This window comes from Virgibacillus sp., from assembly GCF_013393565.1.
Taxonomy (GTDB): Bacteria; Bacillota; Bacilli; order Bacillales; family Amphibacillaceae; genus Virgibacillus; species Virgibacillus dokdonensis.
The window spans coordinates 1-19,280 of record NZ_JABXHF010000027.1 but is presented as its reverse complement, the minus strand read 5'-3'; the positions used below and the strand labels follow the sequence as shown (position 1 = coordinate 19,280).

Here is a 19,280-nt window from a genome sequence, read left to right as displayed (position 1 = left end):
GGTATGCATTACAAAATAAAGCATATAAGGGCTATTATTTCTCACTGCTGCTTGTCCAGTAATCCTGCATTCTACAGAAGATCTTAGAATAAATAGGAGCAACGGTTATAAATATCAATATCTTCTGGACGGCACCCGAACAAGCGCTTGTTTTGTAAAGAAATAAAGGTATGTTTCCAATACTGGCTGTCTCCAAATAGTTTCAACTGCATGGCGGTAAAGATCCATTTGTGTTTGATATCTTCGTAACAACTTTTCTTCTACTAGCTCGGACCATTCTCCATGAATGGAGTCGGTTTTATAGTCCAGTATAATCCAACCATCCTTTGTCGAAATAATCGCATCGATTACACCTTGTATTAATACATCTTCTTCTTTTCCTTGCCAATCATGATATACTTCTGTAGCTGGAATGGCTAAACTAAACGGAATTTCTCGTTGCACATAAGGAGCTGTTATCATTATTTGAGCAATTGACGTTTGGTAAAAATGTTCAATAGCTGTAATATCTATTTCTTCGACAGCCTCTCGACCAATCATTTCTTTTTCCACCATTTTTTCTAATTCCGTTTCAATCTCCTCATACGTCAACGAACGATGCAATGGTAAATGTTGCATTACTTTATGCATAAAAGTACCCTTTTCAGCAGCTGATACCTTCTTTTCCTTTTGCATAAAAACAGGGCGTTTCATAATTGGTCTTTGCCTAGGTGTAATTAAATGATCACTACTGTACTCATCTTTTAATTCCTGCTGCCGCTTTAATTCGGTTACCGTTTGTTTCGCTCTGGATTTCGCAGCGTGTATATAAGGATACGTATCACTCAAACGTTGTTGCACCGTTTTTGCTAACTTATCGCTGGATAATGTAAAAGGAGTCCATTCAGAAATATGTTGATAAAGCTGATCTAATTCGTCATCAGCTTGCTTCCCTGTTTCTTCAAGCTCGTTAGCGTGATGGATGCTAATTTCCCAACTAGAAGGGTCTTGTTGAATTTCTTCTTTTACTTGTTCTCCTATTTCTCCAAGTCGTAATACTTCATTTTCATGATGCCGTACAAGTGCAGGAGCAACCCAATCAAGGTATGTTTTTGCTTCTATTCGTCCATGAGTTGGTAGTACCCAGTAAGGATGGTTTTGAATGGCTTGCCATTTTTCCTTTTTCTTATCAAAAGATGCCACACTTCCAATCATAACAAGCTTTTCTTTGGCTCGAGTTAATGCGACATATAAAACGCGCATCTCCTCCGCTAATTGATCACGTAACATTTCCCGTCTTAATGCATGATAATAAAGCGTAGGATAAGATATTCGTTTAACTGGATCAATATACTTGCTAGCAAAACCATAATCTTTATGCAATAAATATTTTTGATTTAAATCACTTAAATTAAATTGTTTATCCATACCACCTAGTAAGACTACAGGAAATTCCAATCCTTTACTTTTATGGATGGTCATAATCCTTACAACATCTTCTTGTTCACTTAAAGCTCTTGCAGCGCCTAAATCTTCCTTTCTCTCTTCCATACGTTCTATAAAGCGAAGAAAACGGAATAAGCCACGGAAAGAGGTTGCTTCATACGTTCGTGCCCGATCATACAATGCACGGAGGTTCGCCTGCCTTTGCCTACCTCCTGGCATACCACCAACATAATCATAATATTTCGTTTCTCGATAAATTTGCCAAATTAACTCCGATAAAGCTCCTTGTCTTGTGGCTTTACGTAATCGATGTAACGACTCTAAAAACATGGTGATTTTATCAGCTAATGCATTGACATGCTCTTTTGCATAGAATAGTAATGCCTCATAATAGGTTTGTTTTTTTCTCGCTAACCGAATGGTAGTTAATTCTTCTTCATTTAGACCGACAATTGGTGAACGCAAAACAGAGGCTAAAGGAATATCCTGCCGCGGATTATCTACGACTTTTAAAAAGCTGATCATGACTTTTACTTCAATCGCCTCAAAATAGCCTGTAGACAGTTCTGCATAAACAGGAATTCCTTGTTTTTTTAGCTCGTCTGTAATCACAGGTGCATCCGTCATGGAACGAAGTAAGATAACAATATCTCGATATTGCACGTCACGTTGTTGCTCTGTTTTTTTATCTACTACTTGTAATGGTTGCCCGTCTTCTTGGCCAATCCAGTGCTTTATTTTATTTGCATACATTCGTGCTTCTAATTCTGCTTTCTCTAGGTCCATGGAATGATCCAAGTCGGTTTCTTTACGCTCATTCGTTTCCCGATCAATAATAATTAATTCTGGACTAGGAGCTCTGTGGGGGAAGTTGTCATACATCTTATTTCCATAAATGAGCTCTGCATTTGCATCATAATTTATTTCTCCAAGCGATTCATCAATGATTTGTCTAAATAAATAATTTGTCGCCATTAAAACTTGGCTACGGCTTCTAAAATTCCGTGATAAGTCGATTCGTTTAGCAAGATGTTCAGATTGAGCAAAACGATTATACTTTTTTATAAACAAAGACGGCTCTGCGTGGCGAAAGCGATAAATGCTTTGTTTAACATCCCCTACCATGAATCTGTTTCCCGCATCTGTTTGATTGCTTATTAGTGATAAAATAGTCTCTTGAACAAGGTTTGTATCTTGATACTCATCAATGAGTATTTCCGTATATTGCTCTTGGAAACTTTTTGCCACTTTTGACGGCTTTGGCTTATCCACATTTCTATCTTCAAGCAATATTTGCAAACATAAATGCTCTAAGTCGGAGAAATCAACGAGAGCACGTCCTTTTTTTTCTTCTTGAAACTTCGCTTTAAATGCTTTCACGAGTGAAGCTAACTGTTTCATTATCGGAGCCATTTCACGCATATCTTCTAGGTGGCTTACTAAATTCCTAGCAAACCAACCTTGTTTCATGGCTGTCCAGCGCTTTTTATAGCTTTCTCGTAATTTTTTTACTTGTTTTTTCTTTTCCTCATTAACCTCTACTTTTTTACTAGATAGCTTAGCAAACGTACTTGCTTCTATCCAATCGTGCAATTGTTGCCAATCACCCAAATGAGCACTCGCTTCATGAACAAGTACCAAATCCTTCTCGAGTGTATCGGCATAATGATAAGGTCCATCACTTTCTCTCGCTACCTTCATTGCTTGCTCTATTTCCTCTTCCATGGCATTTAACTGTTCTTTCACTTCGCGTTTCAAAATTTTTAGCCAGCTTAACTCACTTTCTTGAGCCGTTTTTGGTATATCATAAGCTTCCGCTAATTGATCTAACCATTTATCCGGCCAAGGGTTTTTTACTGCAAACTCATATAATTGTAAAATTAATTTCTCTACATCGGCATCGCTTCGATCACTTGAAAAACGGTCAACAACTTGAAAAAAAGCTTCTTGTTCCTCTGCATCCGTTCCATACCAGCTTTCAAATAAGTCGTCTAATACTTCCTGCTTCATCAGTTCTGCTTCCATATTATTTGCAATCCGAAAAGCTGGGTCAATATCTAACAAATAAGCATATTGCTTAACAACATCTAAACAAAATGCGTGTAATGTGGAGATAGATGCTCGTTGTAATAACGATAATTGTTTTTTTAAATGTAAAGAAGCTGGGTTTTTTTCTAAAGCTTTTTCTAATGCATCACCAACTCGATTACGCATTTCTTGTGCAGCTGCATTTGTAAATGTAACCACAAGTAAGGAATCAATATCTACAGGTTGCTTCTTATCCAACAGTTTTTGAATAATTCGTTCCACCAAAACTGCTGTTTTCCCCGAACCTGCAGCTGCTGCAACAAGAATATCAGACCCTTTTGTATAGATAGCTTCTTCTTGTTCCGTTGTCCAGCTCACCATTCTGAATCCTCCTCTACTTGCATTCGTTTGAGTATTTCATCCTGCTTCATATCTGCTAGTTTGCGGTAATTGTTCGTTGATATCGTCGGATCAAATTGACATACAGATTGAAACGGGCAGTGCGTACAAGCATTTTGTTGTTTATAATAATATGGATTTAAATCGATAGCACCATGTGTCATGTCTATCCCTGCCTGCGTCATCAGTTGATGAACATGTTGCTGTAAATGCTTCATGGTCCTTTCATCTGCTACTTTAGAATAACTGTAAAATCCACCATTCTTTTTAATTGCAGCTGGAATTATCTGGCTAGCACCTGATTCTAAAGCTTGGTCCATGAGTTTAGCAATATCTTCATCTGCCAACAATAGCCCTTGCATCTTATATTTTTTAAATAATTCTTTTTCAATCGTGGCATCATCAAGCTTGTCTTGTCCTGTAATCATCGGATTATGGACGTGGAAATACAGAATACCTGCTGGTGTTGCTTTTACGCCTAGCCATTGTTCCGAATGCGTAATAACTACATCAAGGTATGCTAACATTTGCAATGCAAGTCCGTAGTACACCTCAAGCAAATTTAATTCCTTTGCACTTGATTTGTAATCAATAATTCGTAAAAATAGCTCGTCATCTTTAACAGCCTTATCGACACGGTCTATCCTGCCTCTAAGCATCAATTCAAATCCGTTTTGCAAAGGAACAGTTAACGGCGGTAGATCTTGATCGTTCCCAAATCCTAACTCCAAACCAACTGGAGAAAAATGGCTTCTTCTAGCTTGCTCACTTAGTACATACGTTGCCCTTGCAATTACTTCTTCTAATTTCTGTTGAATATACTGATAGCGATTCGAACTGTGCAAGATTTGGTGCTGTAATATAGGAGATAGCTTGGTAACTGCTTGATGTGCGTATGAAGCCGCATCAGATTGTGTGAGTTGAGAAAATTCTTTGTCTCCTTGTTGAATCCATACGGTTATCGTTTTTAACGCTTCATGGAATAACTGACCAATATCTGGTGCATCTAGCTTATATGTTCGCCTTTCCTCTAAACCAAGGCTATATTTGGCGAAATGCTTATATTTCCTTCTTTAATATGTCTCCAGTCTCGAAACACTTGCTTTAATCTGTTTTTTTTATAACTGCTCAACGTTTTCTGCCGTTTGTTTCCTAGGTTTATTTTGATACTCCAGTCTCTGTAAACTCCGTTATTTCGTTCCGTTCTTTTTTTCCTGCATGATATACCAATTGAGTACATGCCACCAAATGGGTTTTATTGGATACCCCTTACGATACCTTGCTAGTTGTGCTGTTAAGGCAGCTCTTGTTTTATGAGGTGTTGTCACAAAACGATCTGCTTCTAACAATTCATCGGGTTCTTGCAGCAATTGATGTTCACAACAGCTTGGGAATAAGTTCTCTATTCGCTTAATAAGTTGTGATGGCATCTTCGTATTTCCCTCTTCATCACTTAATGGGTAACTAATCCATAACTGATCACTTGCTACTGTGAAAGACACATACATATAAAACCAGTCGTCTAGTAATTGACGTTTACTCGTTTCAGCAAGCTGTACGCCATGATCAGCTAATAAATTACGCTCTTGTTCATTAATTAACCCATCCGCGGACGGTTTCAACGGCCAAATTCCTTCATTTACACCTAATAAAAAGGCACAACGAATATCGCTTATTCTTGAGCGATCAATAGAACCGACAATAACATGATCTATACTTGGGGGCACATGAGCAAACTTCAATGTTTCTAAACCAGCTTCCAATGTTTTACGAAATACAGATAATGACATCGTTTCTTCGCCAACCATTTCTACCATTTCATCCAACAGTTGAATAACGGCATCCCAAACTTGTTCCTGTTCTCGCCCCTTTTCGATTTCAGCTTGTTCATCGTATTCAGCTCGCAATTGTTCTAATTTTGTAGGAACTTGAAGTTCTTCCAATAATCGATACAAACAAACACATTTTTCCTTCACTGTTTCTGCTTCTCTTAATTGCGTATCAAAGCCTTCAAAGGCCTTAATTACTTGTTTTCGATAACGGTTAATACGTAATTGTGTTTCCCGTTCTGTATCTGTTTGTGACATCTGATCAAATCCACGAAAACGCTGAAAAATCCAATCTTTCTCAGAAAACCAGCTTGTGCGGGATCGAACTCCATATTCCAGTACATAATTTTCTAATTCATCAATCGCATCTGCTGTTAGCGGGTATTCCTTGTCCGAAATTGACACAAAATCTGTTTTTAACAGACGAAAAACCGCGTCGTAACGCCAATTTCCCTCAACGACATCTAATGCTGAACGAATAAATTCCATTAACGGATGGTTTAACATCGTCCGCTTTTCATCAATAAATACAGGGATATCGTAATCATGAAAAATCGTCGCGATTAGATCATGATACATGTCTGTTTGCCTTATAAATATGGCCATATCTTGATAACGATATCCCTCGTCTCGCACCAAATGAATAATTTGCTGTGCAGCACCTTCCACCTCTGCACGAGGATGAACTGCCTCAGCAATTTGTATAGGGACTGGTTGTTCATATGTTGGCGCTGGACGATGATCAAAGTACTGCTCCAAATGAGCAAAGTATGGGCGATTACGAAAGCGACCATATGTAGGGGCTAGTTTAATCGTTTCTTCTACCGTTACATCTATAGACGCAGCTAATTGCTTTAATACATGAAACGTTTCTTTCGTTTGATAAAACAAATCAACTTCTGAAGTAGGTTCTTCTTCTGGCTTATCGACCGTTAACGCAACCGTAACTTGCTTACATTTTTTTAACAATGCTTGTATTACGATAAGTTCTGTAGGTGTAAAACGATAAAAACCATCAATATAGATTTCTGCATTTTCTAATAGCCTGGAATGAGCAATTTTATCTGCAAGTATTTGTAATTGATCTTCCCCGTCTATATATTTTCCTTGTAATGAAAGCAATAGTTTTTCATAAATATACAACAAGTCTTCCAATTTATGAAGGAGACTTTCTTCTCCTGTTTTCTTATGTACATAGCTATTCATATGCTCCATTTTAGCTTGTAATAATTCAGGTGTAATAGCGTAGCGTTTAAATTCGGTAATCATCGTTTCTAAGTGTTCAATAAACCCATGCTTTTCCATAGCATGTTGAAACACATGCCATTCTCCTTGCTTTTCTTCCATGATTTTTCGTAACATCATTTGCATTCCTATTGTACTAATAAAGGGCTTATTTCCTCCCCCTGTTTCTTGTAAAACCCTCCAAGCTAAACGTGAAAAGCTAACTACTTGCGCCCGTATACTGCCACGAATTTCCTTATCTTTAAATAAATTATATTCTTGCTGAAAAGTCATCTGATCAGGCACAAGATAAAATATAGCTGAGCCTTGTGGCTGATCTAGCAATTTTTCTTTTATTTCATCAAATATGCGACCGCTTTTCCCTGTACCTACGCGACCTGTTATAAAACGGAGACTCATCACTCACTTCCCCTTTCATGGATAAAAAATTTTATTTATCGACAACTTTATGACAAAAGGTATATGATCAGCTTTAAATCTTACAATGATGTTTCATCATAGAGCGTGAAGCATTATTCTACAGTCCACGATCGTTTCCTAAACGTACAAAATAGAAAACGGACAGAAGACCCTTTCCTTATATGAAGACCGGGATCGTCCGTCCGAACTGACTTTATAATTGTTGCTTATGTCCTTTATCATTCTAGTATATCATGTTTGAAAAGAAGCGTCTTGCTGTAGATGAAGAATATAAGAAGCATATAAAATGAAGAAGGTGTGACTAGCATTCATATTTGCTCAAAACCTTGTACAACCTATGACACCAATGATAGGTAAGGAAAAACTTCACCAAAGACGCCATTTTCCACTAGTTACCCAGACTTAGACTAGCTTGAGAAATAGGCCAATATTTCACATCTACTTTGCCGACCAACTGCGTCTGTGCAATAAATCCAAATGCACGACTATCCAAACTTTCCCCACGGTTATCTCCCATAACGAATAGCTTGCCCTTTGGCACTTTTGTCTCTCCAGTTACTTCTTCCAGCGAGAAATTTTCTGTATATGTTTTATTACTTAACGTAGCTTGCGCATATTCTTGTAAAAAATCTTCTTCAACATAATTCCCATTTATATATAATTTGTCATCTTGGTAATAAATCGTATCCCCTGGAATTCCAATTACTCTTTTGACGTAATCTTCTTTCTCATTAGCACGAAAGACAATCACATCAAACCGATCGACTTCCGTTAAATCATACACAAACTTGTTTACCATTAGCAGGTTCCCATCATCCAAAGTTGGCTCCATTGATTCACCTTCTACCACATAGCTGGCAAATAAAGCTGACCTGCTAGCAATTATAATCATGGCCCCAAACAAAATAACAAAGACCACTTTCCGATATTTATTTTTCATTTTCATCTTCCTCCAGAGTAAGTTCTACTAATAGCTTACCCTAGAAACAGATGTTTTAATCTTTCCTCGTATCAGATTCTTCGCGCAACTCCGCTTTTTTCTGTAATCGCTTTTCAATATATTTACCAATCATCCAAAATAACACGATACATATTCCAACAACAATCGTTTTCACCGGATTCTTGGCAAATTCCATAATACTTGAGCCAACATAAGCAATGGAGAAAATCATGACGGATTTCCCCATAATTACGGCTAAGATAAATTGTTGGGTACTAATTTTAGACAATCCAGAAACAACATTAATAACAGATGACGGAGAAAAAGGGAAACACATTAATAAAAACAGTGGTCCAAAACCATGCCTTTCTAGCCATGCAGTTACTTTCCTCACCTGTTTATTTTTACGAATTATTTTAAATACTTTTCGATCACCTAACTTACGAATAATTAAAAAGACGAGAATAGCACCTATTGCTGCACCTGCCCAAGATAAAATAAACCCTTCAAACAGCCCATAAGCAGCAGCATTGGCAAAAACGAATACAACTAGCGGCAAAAATGGAAAAAACGCCTCAATAAATGGCAACAGGAAACCAGGGATAGGGCCTAGATTCTCATAATTTTTTAATAGTTGCGTAATGTAATCATCAAAAGTTTCACTATCAAAAATCATTTCCCAATCGGATAGTTGGATGTCTAATAAAAGCATGTAGTAAATCTCCTCGATAATATGAATGTTATTTTTCTAGTTTTTTCACATAATAATGATATCTCCATGTTTTCCTATAACAGACGATTTCATACTTTAGTGTCTTTTTCTCCCTAAACACATGAGAAAAACGTCGGTTATACGATAAACTTAAAACTTTACACATTCCTATAGTAATATTAAAAGAATGAAATGATAGACAAAGTAAAACTTGAATTAGAGGTGTTCTCTTTACCCCCTTGAAGAATGGTTAGTACTTTCTATTTTAATAGAAAAATCGCCATGTGCAAAGTCCTATCACTTATATCGCCACTTTCTTTTCTTTATGAATTGAATTTTTTTATGTTTATCGCATATACTAGCAACAAAGGAACATACGTTCCTTGTGAAGGAGGAATTCTTTTTGCGTTACTTAAACGAAGATGAGTTAACATTGGCATCACGCTTCCTGTTTCTTTCCATGACTATCTTAGTAATTCAACAAGATATTTATTTTCTACAGACTGGTACATTCAAAGCATTTAAAATAAAGGAATCCTACCTAGAAGTTTTAACAAGAATGGAACAGCTTGCATTTCAGGAGCGAAAAAACTTACGGAAAACGATGCAGCAAAAACAAATACAAGTTGTAAAGTTGGAGAAAAATGATTCCTTTTCCTCTTATTTGTTTATTTGTCGAGGGCGTGAGGAAAAACGCAATTATTTCAATCCTGCTATCCGAAAAAAAGTGAAACTTATGTTTGAGGAGTTGATGAGAAAGTCGATTCTGAAGGAGCAATGTGCTTCTTTAAAAACTTGAGTCGGTTATTTAATAAATACCGAAATTGAGCTGTTCGCTGAATTTGGTTTATCATCGACCCATAGGAAATGTCTAATTCAATGCTTTTTCCATTTAGAAAGATAATTTCCGTCCCATATTCATGCTTTCTTTGAACTTGTTCGATATGGGAATGGGCAATCCATGTACACTGAGAGCTCGAAGGAGAAATCGTTGGAAAAAAATACATGCCGCTTAATGGATCAATTGTAACGGGGGCTTTATGGGTAATACCGCAAACATCACGCGTTCCATCCTGTCTTCCTTTTAAACTGCTGCCAAAATACTTACAAGCGTGATCCATCACCTTACTTGGGGAGCAACCGACTGCATATTCTTCCTGATCTTCAAGCACCATCGTCATTGCTTTGTTATTGGAGTCTCGTCGAGCTACCAAGGCAGCAGTAAAAGGGGTGATTTCGGGAGGATCTGTGTAGAAGTTAAACATGTTTTCATCCTTTCTAGAAGAAAAGAAAGTGGCTTCTTTACTAAAATACCAAACTTTTTCAAAAAAAGAAACAAAAAACACATTTTCTTTCTGATTATTTTATTTTGTTTGCCATTTCTTTTCACCACTTCATCAACAAGAATAGAATAAAATTTATTAAAAAATGCTATGTCGTTAGAAAAACTTGGCTTGTTACCAAGTCTTATGCGAAAGCCTTTGTTTTTCTTATACTATAAACCCTAAGTTTATACTATTCAGTTATTTCATTATCCACAAGCAACTCATTTATATTTTCTTATCTGTTTAGAAAAACTTAGCAGCTTGCCACCTATTTTATGGCAACAGCTGCTAAGTTTAGGCCTTTCATTGAAGTACTTGTTCCTTTAAGTTTTTCCTTAAAATTTTTCCAGTTGTATTCTTTGGTAATTCATCTAAAAAAATGATGTTTGCAGGGACTTTATATTTTGCTAAATACGTCTGGCAAAATGAAATTAATTCTTCCGCGGTTACGTCATTTTCATCTGTCACAACAAAGCATTGTACCGCCTCACCAGTTTCTGGATCAGGCGTACCTATTACAGCTACTTCTATTACATTTGGATGCCTATAGAAGACTTCTTCTACTTCACGAGGATACACATTATAGCCACCTACTAAAATCATATCTTTTTTCCGGTCAACGATAAAAAAATAACCTTCGTCATCCTTTCGTGCCATATCTCCCGTATATAACCAGCCATTTTTTAAAGCAGCAGCTGTTTCTTCCGTAAGCTTATAATAGCCTAGCATTACATTGGGACCGCGAACGATTAATTCCCCAACCTCGCCAACAGGCACTTCTTCGCCCCATTCGTCTACAATCTTGTTTTCAACCCCTTGAATACTGCAGCCGATCGACCCCGGTTTACGTGGTCGATCTAACGGATTAAAGCAAGTTACCGGTGAAGCTTCAGATAATCCATAGCCTTCAGATATGGTGACATCAAAAGCTTGCTCAAATCCCTTTAACAAAGCTACTGGCATAGATGCCCCTCCAGAAATACAGAACCGGATCGTTGCAAATGGATTTTCTTTATCTTCCCGCTTTGCTTGCAATAAATAATTATACATCGTCGGTACCCCAGCAAAAATAGTTGCTTGATAGGTTGTACTTAATTCAAATACGGCAGAAGGTGAGAATTTTGGTAAAACGATAACTGTCCCGCCATTCATTAAAGGCGCATTAAGGGAAACCGTTAAGCAAAACACATGAAACATGGGTAAAGCAGCAATTACTTTGTCTTTATCATTTATACTTAAATAATCTGCAACATCTTTTGCATTGGAATACAAATTGTGGTGAGAAAGCATGGCTCCCTTTGGTGTACCAGTTGTCCCAGATGTATATAAAATAATGGCCAAATCATCACTTTGCTGATCTGGTTGGTCGAAATACGGATCTCCTAATTGTAGCACCTCAGAAAAAGCATGCAATCTTTCTCTCTCCATCGGTATTGGTTGTTCTCCTGCCCCAGAATCACAAACAATGTAATTAGAAATACTTAGTTCCCCATCTATCGCCTGAAATTTTTCTAGTAATCGGTCTAACGTTATTACCGCCTTGACATCTCCATTATGTAAAATATAACTCAGTTCACTTGGTGTATATAATGGATTAATTGGAATAACCACTAACCCCAGCCTTAGAGCACCATATAGACCAATAATGTAATAAGGGCTATTTCCGACAACTAAAGCAATGTGATCACCTTTTTTATAACCAATTGCTGCTAACCCAGAAGCAAATAAAGTCACAGCTTGATCGAGATCCTTATAACTCGTTGGCTGATGCTCAAAGATATATGCTGGCTTATTCGCATATTCTTGCGCAGTACAAGACAATTGCTTACTTATATTCATAAAACTCCCCCTTGTCTTAGAAAAACTCGGATTGTCGACAAGTATTGTGGCGACAGACCTTCGTTTTCCTTTTACTATAAACCAAAAAATTCCATACTTTTCTCTAGCGCAATAAAATGAATGAATCATCATTCATTTTATTGGTAAACAAAAATCATTCTCCCACACCCAACTAAACTATAAGAATCGTTGAACAATTCAATTATATATGAGGTTCTTTATCATTTCAAGAGAAAGCGCTATCGAAGAAATGAACAGTAAAAGGCATAAGCTCAATAACTGAACTCATGCCTGAATTTTAGAATATAGTTCTCCCATAATTACAAAGACATTAATAGATTAACTGAATAAAGTCTTCTTTCGATATCTTTCCTAAATAACGAGGAACTTCAACATTGGTCAACGCTTCTTCAATTGCTTCTTGTTGATGACGGACACCAATAAGACTACTTTCCAAAACGTTGATCTCTCCAACACCGAAAAAGTCACCATAAATTTTACAATTCTCTATTATTCCTTTCTTGACGTCTAAACGAACATCAACAAGACCTGCATCAAATTTATGGGAAGCTTGAATATTAAACGATGGCGACTTGCCGTAATTCCAATCCCAGTTATTATAGCGGTCACGTGATATTTGTTTAACATTTTTCCAATCTTCTTCTGTTAATTCATAACGTGGAACTTCAGAGATATCCTCCACATCAAATACATGCCGTAAAATAACGTGTTTAAATTCGTCCATGGATATTTTTTGATTGAAAAACTCGGAAATGTTTGCTACCCGACTGCGGATGGACTTAATTCCTTTGGAAGCTATTTTTTCTTTGTTTACTTTAAGCGCTGATACAACTTTATCAATTTCAGAGTCAAGCATGAGCGTCCCATGACTGAACATCTTTCCTTTCGTCGCATACATGGCATTCCCTGAGATTTTACGACCTTCGACAACTAAATCGTTACGTCCTTTCAATTCGGCAGGCACACCTAACTTATTTAATGCTTCTACTACAGGCTGGGTGAACTTAGCAAAATTTTGAAAGCTATTCCCATCATCTTTTGTAATGAAACTAAAGTTTAAGTTTCCTTCATCATGGTAAACGGCCCCGCCCCCAGATAAACGGCGTACAACTTTAATATCATGTTCGTTAACATAATGCGTATTTATTTCTTCAATCGTATTTTGATTGCGTCCAATAATAATGGAAGGTTGATTCACATAAAACAATAAAAATGTATCTTTTTCACCAAAGTTTTCTACAATATACTGTTCCAATGCTAAGTTCATAGCTGGGTCTAAAATACCTTGATTATCAATGAATTTCATACTTGTCATACCCCTTCCAAAGTTTACAAAATTTTTCTAACTGCTTATCCTTTATGCTCTAAACATTCACCTGATATCGTAATGAAGCAACAACAGAGCAAAGAAACAACGTTTTGATCTTCTTGTCCCTTCTTTCTAGTTTAATAAAAAAAACAGATAGAAGCAAAAATTGTGTAAGCCAAGCTTTTCTTGGCATAGTTATAACTTCTATAATTCTAGCACTCTATTTATGTACAATTTTTTTTGATTTTTAATACAACAATCGTTTCGAAAAAACACAAGCGACATGTAGATAGTGACCGCTGCGAAAAAACACTACGCTTTCCGTGTTTTTCCTCCGCTAGCTTAACAGTATCAACTGCCCTTTATTTGCACGGAAAAATCTAACAACTAACACGCTATCACTTGCTCGCCTGCTTTTTCTATCACGCTCACCTCAAAGTGTATTGAATGCAAATCGCCCCAAAGGGATAGTCAACCATCATTTTGCTTTATTACAAGAATACTTCCCTATAGTATAAACAAGTTATCATACCTTAAAACAGTCAATAAAAATATTTAGATACTGTTACATTGCTAAGCCGCCTTTCCACGGCACTACATACGGTTTTCTGCGGTAACTACCAAAAATGGAGATAAAGAAATATTTTTTGTTGTAACACAGTATTGACTTTTTTCATACTGTTATATTACAATAGTTTGTAATTACTAACCGAGGGGGAGGAAGTCCAATGCTCAACGTTCTTGAATTTTTCAGAAATTTACCTAAGAAAAAATGTAGTAAATGTGGAAATGATATGTTTGAAAAAGCAGACTGCTATGGAAATTTATGTGACGAATGTGATCATCCAGCAAGATAAATGAAATGTATGAGAAAGCTACTTCATCGCCACCATTTCAAGTACCATCTTCAAATTGTCTTAATTCAAATTGGTAATTGTACCAAGCATGAACGACCTATTAAGAAAAGCTGACAATGAACATGTCAGCTTTTTTCAGGTTCAAAGAAAGTTATTTTGCAATTATAAAGTGAACCTTCAATCAGAGGTGGTTTTTTCATTCCGACGGATTGTTTAGGCGAACAAATTGGGAATTTAAGTGCTGTTATCTCCAACTTTTGAAGTAGCATTCTTACAGTGTCTTATATTTGAATACTAAATTTTCTTAAAAAACCTATTATTATTCAAGTCATTATAATATAATAATACATACATCCAATAACTACAGGATTGCTTTAGAAAGATAATTCATATTAAAATCAGACGTCTTATACTAAGGTTGTCAAATCGAACTTACAGCATCACTATTTACAGTTTACTAATTTTCAATTTATGAAAGGGGAAGCGTCCATGGAGAAACGACCAACTCGTTCTAAAGTACCTGAAAACTTAACATGGGATTTATCAGATCTATTTTCTACACACAAAGATTGGCAAAACGAATTAGAGGCTATTCAAAAGGATGTAGAACAATTTGCGATTTTTAAAGGAGAATTAGGAAAAGAAGCTTCTGCATTATATCAATGCCTTGCCACCTACGAAGCTTTTCAAAAAAGAGTTATGTGGGTAGCAACCTATGCTAATTTACGAAACAGTACAGATGGAACAGATCCATCTCGTCAAGAAGATAGCGCAAAAGTAGCCCAAGCACTAGCAATAATTCAAGCAAAACTATCTTTTATTCAGTCAGAAATACTGGAAATACCTACAGAAACGATTGGGGATTTTGTAAAACGGCACCCCGAATTAGCAACGTACCGCAAAATGCTTGCTGATTTAATAGAAAAAAAACCTTATACATTGTCTTCGCAGATAGAAGAACTACTCGCTTCTCTTTCTGAAGTTCACGATGCGCCATATGTGATTTATCAGCGTAGTACATCATCCGATATGATGTTTGCTTCCATTACGGATGAGCATGGAAATGAACTTCCTATGTCTGCTGCATTGTATGAAGACCGTTATGAGCTAACTGCTGATAACACTGCTCGTAGAAATGCATATAAATCTTTTGTACAAACGCTTCGACAATATCAACATACATACGCTGCCGTTTATGCAACAGAAGTTACCAAGCAAGTGGTGATGGCAAGGCAACGTCAGTATGATAATGTCACAGATATGCTATTGCATCCACAACAGGTAACGACAGATATGTATCATAATCAACTAAATATTATTCAAGCAGAGCTCGCTCCTCATATGCAACGATTTGCTAGACTAAAAAAAGAACAATTGGGATTGGAAGAGTTATACTTATGCGATTTGAAAGCGCCGCTTGATCCAGACTTCAATCCGGTAACTACATATGAAGAAGCGACAGCTACAATTGTGGACGCTCTCGGTATCATGGGAGAAGAATATCAACAAGTTATAAAACAGGCTATTCAAAACCGTTGGGTCGACTTGGCTGATAACATTGGGAAAAGGACAGGTGCTTTTTGCTCCAGCCCTTATGGCGTACATCCCTATATCCTAATTACATGGACAGATACCATGCGCGGTGCATTTGTATTAGCTCATGAATTGGGACACGCAGGTCATTTTTACTTTGCCGGAAAAGAACAGTCTTTATTTAATACTCGTCCTTCAACGTACTTTGTTGAAGCACCTTCCACTTTAAATGAATTACTGCTCGCGAATCACTTATTAGCTAAAACAGATGATGAGCGAATGAAAAGATGGATTATCACCCAGTTATTAGGGACATATTATCATAATTTTGTGACGCATTTACTGGAGGCAGAATTCCAAAAAAGGGTGTATACGTTAGCCGAAAATGGAACGCCTTTAACAGCAAAAGTTCTTTCTGAACAAAAGAAAGAAGCTTTAGCGAATTTCTGGGGAGATAAAGTAACAATGGATGAAGGAGCCGGACTCACATGGATGCGTCAGCCACATTACTACATGGGACTCTACCCTTATACGTACTCTGCTGGTCTGACCGTCTCTACTGCTGTAGCACAGACTATCCAGCAAGAAGGGGCTCCAGCTGCCGAACGTTGGATTAACGTATTAAAATCTGGAGGAACACTAAAGCCGCTTGATTTAATTCAAAAAGCTGGTGTGGATATGTCTTCGCCTGAACCTATTAAGAAAGCTGTCGACTTTGTAGGATCACTTGTAGATCAATTAGAAGCAAGTTATCAGAAAGAAAAGTAACGACATGATAACCCCCTAAAATGCCAACCATTATAGGGGGTTAAGGTTAACGTAAAACAAAATGTAATGCTTTTTGAGCTGTTCTTTCTCCTTGTTCAATGCAGTCTGGAATACCTTGACCATCATAGGAGCAACCTGTTAAAAAAACACCAGGTAACTGCAGCCTAGCTTGTTTTCTAATTTCAGCAAGTCGTTCCGAGTGCCCGAGTGTATATTGCGGTCTTCCATTTCGCCAACGTGTAACAACACTAAATGTCGGATCACCTTTTAATTTCATTGCTTTATGTAAATCTTTTAGCACAATGTCTGTTAGCGCATCATCTGACGCCTCGACTATTTCTTCGTTATCCGGTCTCCCAACATAACAGCGCATTAAAACTTTCCCTTCTGGGGTTGTTAACGGCCATTTCTTATGTGTCCATGTACAAGCAGTAATATGGTAATTGCTGTTCTTGTTAACAAGAAAGCCTGTGCCATCTATATCTTTTTTTATTTTCACCTTATCAAACGCCAACACAATATTAGCTGTTGATGTGGCAGGTACCTCCACAAAAGGTTGAAAGAAATCATACTGACTAAATATTTTCGGCACGGTAAAATGTGGTGTAGCTATAATAACAGCATCTGCTTTATAAACATTTCCATCACTTAACAGTACATGATAGCCGTGTTCCTTTTTTTCAATATGATCAACCGCTGTTTGGAGCATCATATTCTCTTCTCCAATTTCTTCTGCTAAACGATCTACTAGAGTACCTAAACCGTTTTGAAAGGAAAAGAAAGCACCAGGTGCCGGCCCTTTCCCTTTATCTTTTGCAACTTTGGGAATAGTTTTGTTTAACCCTTTCATTAAACTGCCATATTCTTGCTCCAATTGGCGAAATTGTGGGTAAGAAGCTTTTAAACTCATTTCTTCTATATTTCCAGAATGAATTCCAGATAACAGCGTTTCAATCTGGTTATGGAGTAATTCATTTCCAAAGCGACGTCTAAAAAAAGCTGCTAAAGACTCATCTGTTTCTTCTTTTCGTTTTCCCTTCCATAAATCTGCCAAAGCTCTTAATTTTCCTTTCGGAGAAATTAATGTAGAATTCCATATAGAACGCGCATTTTTTGGAATTCCCATATAGGTATCTTGTGGCATACGGTGGAACTTATTTCCCTTCAAAATATAGGATTTTCCCGTAGCATTACGAACAATTTGATCTTCAAGATGTAGCTCTTCCACTAATTTCATAGCCGGCTGTTTACGAATTAACATCGAGTCTGCACCTTGTTCAATCGTAAATCCATCCCGGTGCAACGTTCTTATTTTCCCCCCTAGATGACTACTTGCTTCCACAAGCTTCACCTTATAAGGAAGTTGCTTTTCAACGAGCTGTTTTTGTAAATAATAGGCAGCAGATAAACCTGTTATACCGCCGCCTATAATGACAATTTGTTTTGAATTATTCATTCGGTTCACGCTTTACTTGCTTTAGTACAACATCGCTTAATGTATGAATAAATTGTGGATGTACGTTTGGCATCTCTGGTCGATAATAGGATGCACCTATTTCATCACAAACTACTTTGCATTCGTAATCATTGTCATATAACACTTCTAAATGGTCGGCTATAAAACCTACAGGTGCGTAAACAAAAGCTTGGTATCCCTTTTGCTCGTAAAGATCTCTTGTAAGATCCTGTACATCTGGTCCTAACCAAGGATCTGGCGTGTTGCCTTCACTTTGCCAACCAATTTCATAATTCTTAATCCCAGTTGCTTCTGAAATTAGTTTGGCGGTTTCTTCTAACTGTTGTGGATAAGGGTCACCATCCTGTAAAATTTTCTCAGGCAAACTATGGGCAGAAACAATCAGCACTGCTTTTTCCCGTTCCTCGTCTGCCATCTTGGCATAAACGTCGGTAATTTGATCAGCCCAATATTTAATAAAACCAGGCTCATCATACCAGCTTTCCACTGAAGTAATCGTAATACCATATTTTTCAGCTTCATTGTTTGCTCGTTTATTATAGGATTGTACGCTAAAAGTAGAAAAATGTGGTGCTAAAACTATTGACACTGCTTCTTCCATACCATCTTCAGCCATTTGTTGCACAGCATCCTCAATAAATGGCTCAATATGTTTTAACCCAGTATATGCTTTAAAGTCATATTCGTTTTGAACTGCATTTAATGTTGCCTCCAGTTTTTCCACTTGCTGATTCGTTATTTTTGCCAATGGAGATATGCCTCCAATTGCTTTGTAACGATCTTTTAAGTCTTGCAATGCTTCTGCTTCAGGCTTTCTGCCGTGGCGAATATGCGTATAATACCGTTCAATGTCCTCTTCCTTGTATGGTGTTCCATAAGCCATCACTAATAATCCCATTTTCTTTTTTTCCATGCTTCAACACCTCGCAAATTTAATTTTTTCTTTTCACCTATTTCGCTGACTATACTCATGAATAAACGTAGTTAATCTTTTTAATGTAGCCGGTTGAATATCTGGCGTCACGCCATGACCAAGATTAAAAACATGGTTTCCATCTGCTAAGCCTTCATCCAATATAGCTTGTGTTCGCTTCTCTAGCATTTCCCATTCTGTTAACAAAATAGCTGGGTCTAAATTTCCTTGCAACACTTT

The 19,280-nt window shown here is 37.1% G+C and carries 12 protein-coding genes and 1 pseudogene; 3 read left to right on the top strand and 10 right to left on the bottom strand.

The annotated features are described in order from the left end of the window. Nucleotides 1–114 precede the first annotated feature (114 nt). From addA to HLX49_RS07635, 4 genes and pseudogenes are all read right to left on the bottom strand, one after another. On the bottom strand, nucleotides 115–3,834 hold the full coding sequence (addA, locus tag HLX49_RS07650) for a helicase-exonuclease AddAB subunit AddA (protein ID WP_077703071.1): 3,720 nt from the start codon (nucleotides 3,832–3,834) through the stop codon (nucleotides 115–117). Then, a pseudogene (addB, locus tag HLX49_RS07645) lies at nucleotides 3,828–7,325 on the bottom strand (helicase-exonuclease AddAB subunit AddB). The gene addA and the pseudogene addB overlap by 7 nt, the downstream one beginning before the upstream one ends. 409 nt (nucleotides 7,326–7,734) lie before the next feature. Then, nucleotides 7,735–8,286 carry a signal peptidase I gene (gene lepB / locus HLX49_RS07640; RefSeq protein ID WP_414930300.1) on the bottom strand — a complete coding sequence of 184 codons (552 nt, stop codon included), beginning with the start codon at nucleotides 8,284–8,286 and terminating at the stop codon, nucleotides 7,735–7,737. 55 nt (nucleotides 8,287–8,341) lie between these two features. Beyond that, entirely contained in the window at nucleotides 8,342–8,998 is a 657-nt protein-coding gene (locus HLX49_RS07635) for a TVP38/TMEM64 family protein (protein WP_077703067.1), read from the bottom strand. Nucleotides 8,999–9,401: 403 nt separating this feature from the next. Between HLX49_RS07635 and HLX49_RS07630 the strand changes: the two genes are divergently transcribed. Continuing rightward, the gene (locus HLX49_RS07630) at nucleotides 9,402–9,797 is read left to right on the top strand and encodes a YhjD family protein (protein WP_077703066.1); all 396 of its coding nucleotides are present in this window, start codon (nucleotides 9,402–9,404) and stop codon (nucleotides 9,795–9,797) included. Here the strand turns inward: HLX49_RS07630 and HLX49_RS07625 are convergent. The 3 genes from HLX49_RS07625 to lplA all read right to left on the bottom strand — a co-directional run bounded on the left by HLX49_RS07625 (nucleotide 9,733) and on the right by lplA (nucleotide 13,489). Continuing rightward, nucleotides 9,733–10,263, bottom strand: coding sequence for a competence protein ComK (locus HLX49_RS07625; protein ID WP_077703065.1), 531 nt, complete (start codon nucleotides 10,261–10,263; stop codon nucleotides 9,733–9,735). The genes HLX49_RS07630 and HLX49_RS07625 overlap by 65 nt on opposite strands. 363 nt (nucleotides 10,264–10,626) lie before the next feature. Continuing rightward, nucleotides 10,627–12,162, bottom strand: coding sequence for a fatty acid--CoA ligase family protein (locus tag HLX49_RS07620; protein ID WP_101933687.1), 1,536 nt, complete (start codon nucleotides 12,160–12,162; stop codon nucleotides 10,627–10,629). A gap of 331 nt (nucleotides 12,163–12,493) precedes the next feature. Beyond that, nucleotides 12,494–13,489, bottom strand: a complete 996-nt coding sequence (gene lplA / locus HLX49_RS07615; RefSeq protein ID WP_101933686.1) for a lipoate--protein ligase — start codon at nucleotides 13,487–13,489, stop codon at nucleotides 12,494–12,496. 731 nt (nucleotides 13,490–14,220) lie between these two features. Between lplA and yhfH the strand changes: the two genes are divergently transcribed. Beyond that, nucleotides 14,221–14,349, top strand: a complete 129-nt coding sequence (gene yhfH / locus HLX49_RS07610) for a protein YhfH (protein ID WP_073006120.1) — start codon at nucleotides 14,221–14,223, stop codon at nucleotides 14,347–14,349. Nucleotides 14,350–14,838: 489 nt separating this feature from the next. Beyond that, nucleotides 14,839–16,650 (top strand): oligoendopeptidase F, encoded by a 1,812-nt coding sequence (pepF, locus tag HLX49_RS07605; RefSeq protein WP_077703061.1) that lies wholly within the window; start codon nucleotides 14,839–14,841, stop codon nucleotides 16,648–16,650. A 46-nt stretch (nucleotides 16,651–16,696) separates the two neighbouring features. Here pepF and hemY read toward each other — a convergent pair whose 3' ends face one another. From hemY to HLX49_RS07590, 3 genes are all read right to left on the bottom strand, one after another. Beyond that, nucleotides 16,697–18,106, bottom strand: a complete 1,410-nt coding sequence (hemY, locus tag HLX49_RS07600; RefSeq protein ID WP_101933685.1) for a protoporphyrinogen oxidase — start codon at nucleotides 18,104–18,106, stop codon at nucleotides 16,697–16,699. Further along, entirely contained in the window at nucleotides 18,099–19,040 is a 942-nt protein-coding gene (gene hemH, locus HLX49_RS07595; protein WP_077703059.1) for a ferrochelatase, read from the bottom strand. Before hemH ends, hemY begins: the two co-directional genes overlap by 8 nt. Before the next feature lie 33 nt (nucleotides 19,041–19,073). After that, a partial coding sequence (locus HLX49_RS07590) for a uroporphyrinogen decarboxylase family protein (RefSeq protein ID WP_296361123.1) occupies nucleotides 19,074–19,280 on the bottom strand: 207 nt, incomplete at its 5' end.

Bases quoted from the DNA above. Each gene is read 5' to 3' on its own strand.
- hemH (WP_077703059.1), bottom strand. From the start codon at position 19,040: ATGGAAAAAAAGAAAATGGGATTATTAGTGATGGCTTATGGAACACCA.
- hemY (WP_101933685.1), bottom strand. From the start codon at position 18,106: ATGAATAATTCAAAACAAATTGTCATTATAGGCGGCGGTATAACAGGT.
- HLX49_RS07635 (WP_077703067.1), bottom strand. From the start codon at position 8,998: ATGCTTTTATTAGACATCCAACTATCCGATTGGGAAATGATTTTTGAT.
- HLX49_RS07625 (WP_077703065.1), bottom strand. From the start codon at position 10,263: ATGTTTAACTTCTACACAGATCCTCCCGAAATCACCCCTTTTACTGCT.
- HLX49_RS07620 (WP_101933687.1), bottom strand. From the start codon at position 12,162: ATGAATATAAGTAAGCAATTGTCTTGTACTGCGCAAGAATATGCGAAT.
- lepB (WP_414930300.1), bottom strand. From the start codon at position 8,286: ATGAAAAATAAATATCGGAAAGTGGTCTTTGTTATTTTGTTTGGGGCC.
- pepF (WP_077703061.1), top strand. From the start codon at position 14,839: ATGGAGAAACGACCAACTCGTTCTAAAGTACCTGAAAACTTAACATGG.
- yhfH (WP_073006120.1), top strand. From the start codon at position 14,221: ATGCTCAACGTTCTTGAATTTTTCAGAAATTTACCTAAGAAAAAATGT.
- addA (WP_077703071.1), bottom strand. From the start codon at position 3,834: ATGGTGAGCTGGACAACGGAACAAGAAGAAGCTATCTATACAAAAGGG.
- lplA (WP_101933686.1), bottom strand. From the start codon at position 13,489: ATGAAATTCATTGATAATCAAGGTATTTTAGACCCAGCTATGAACTTA.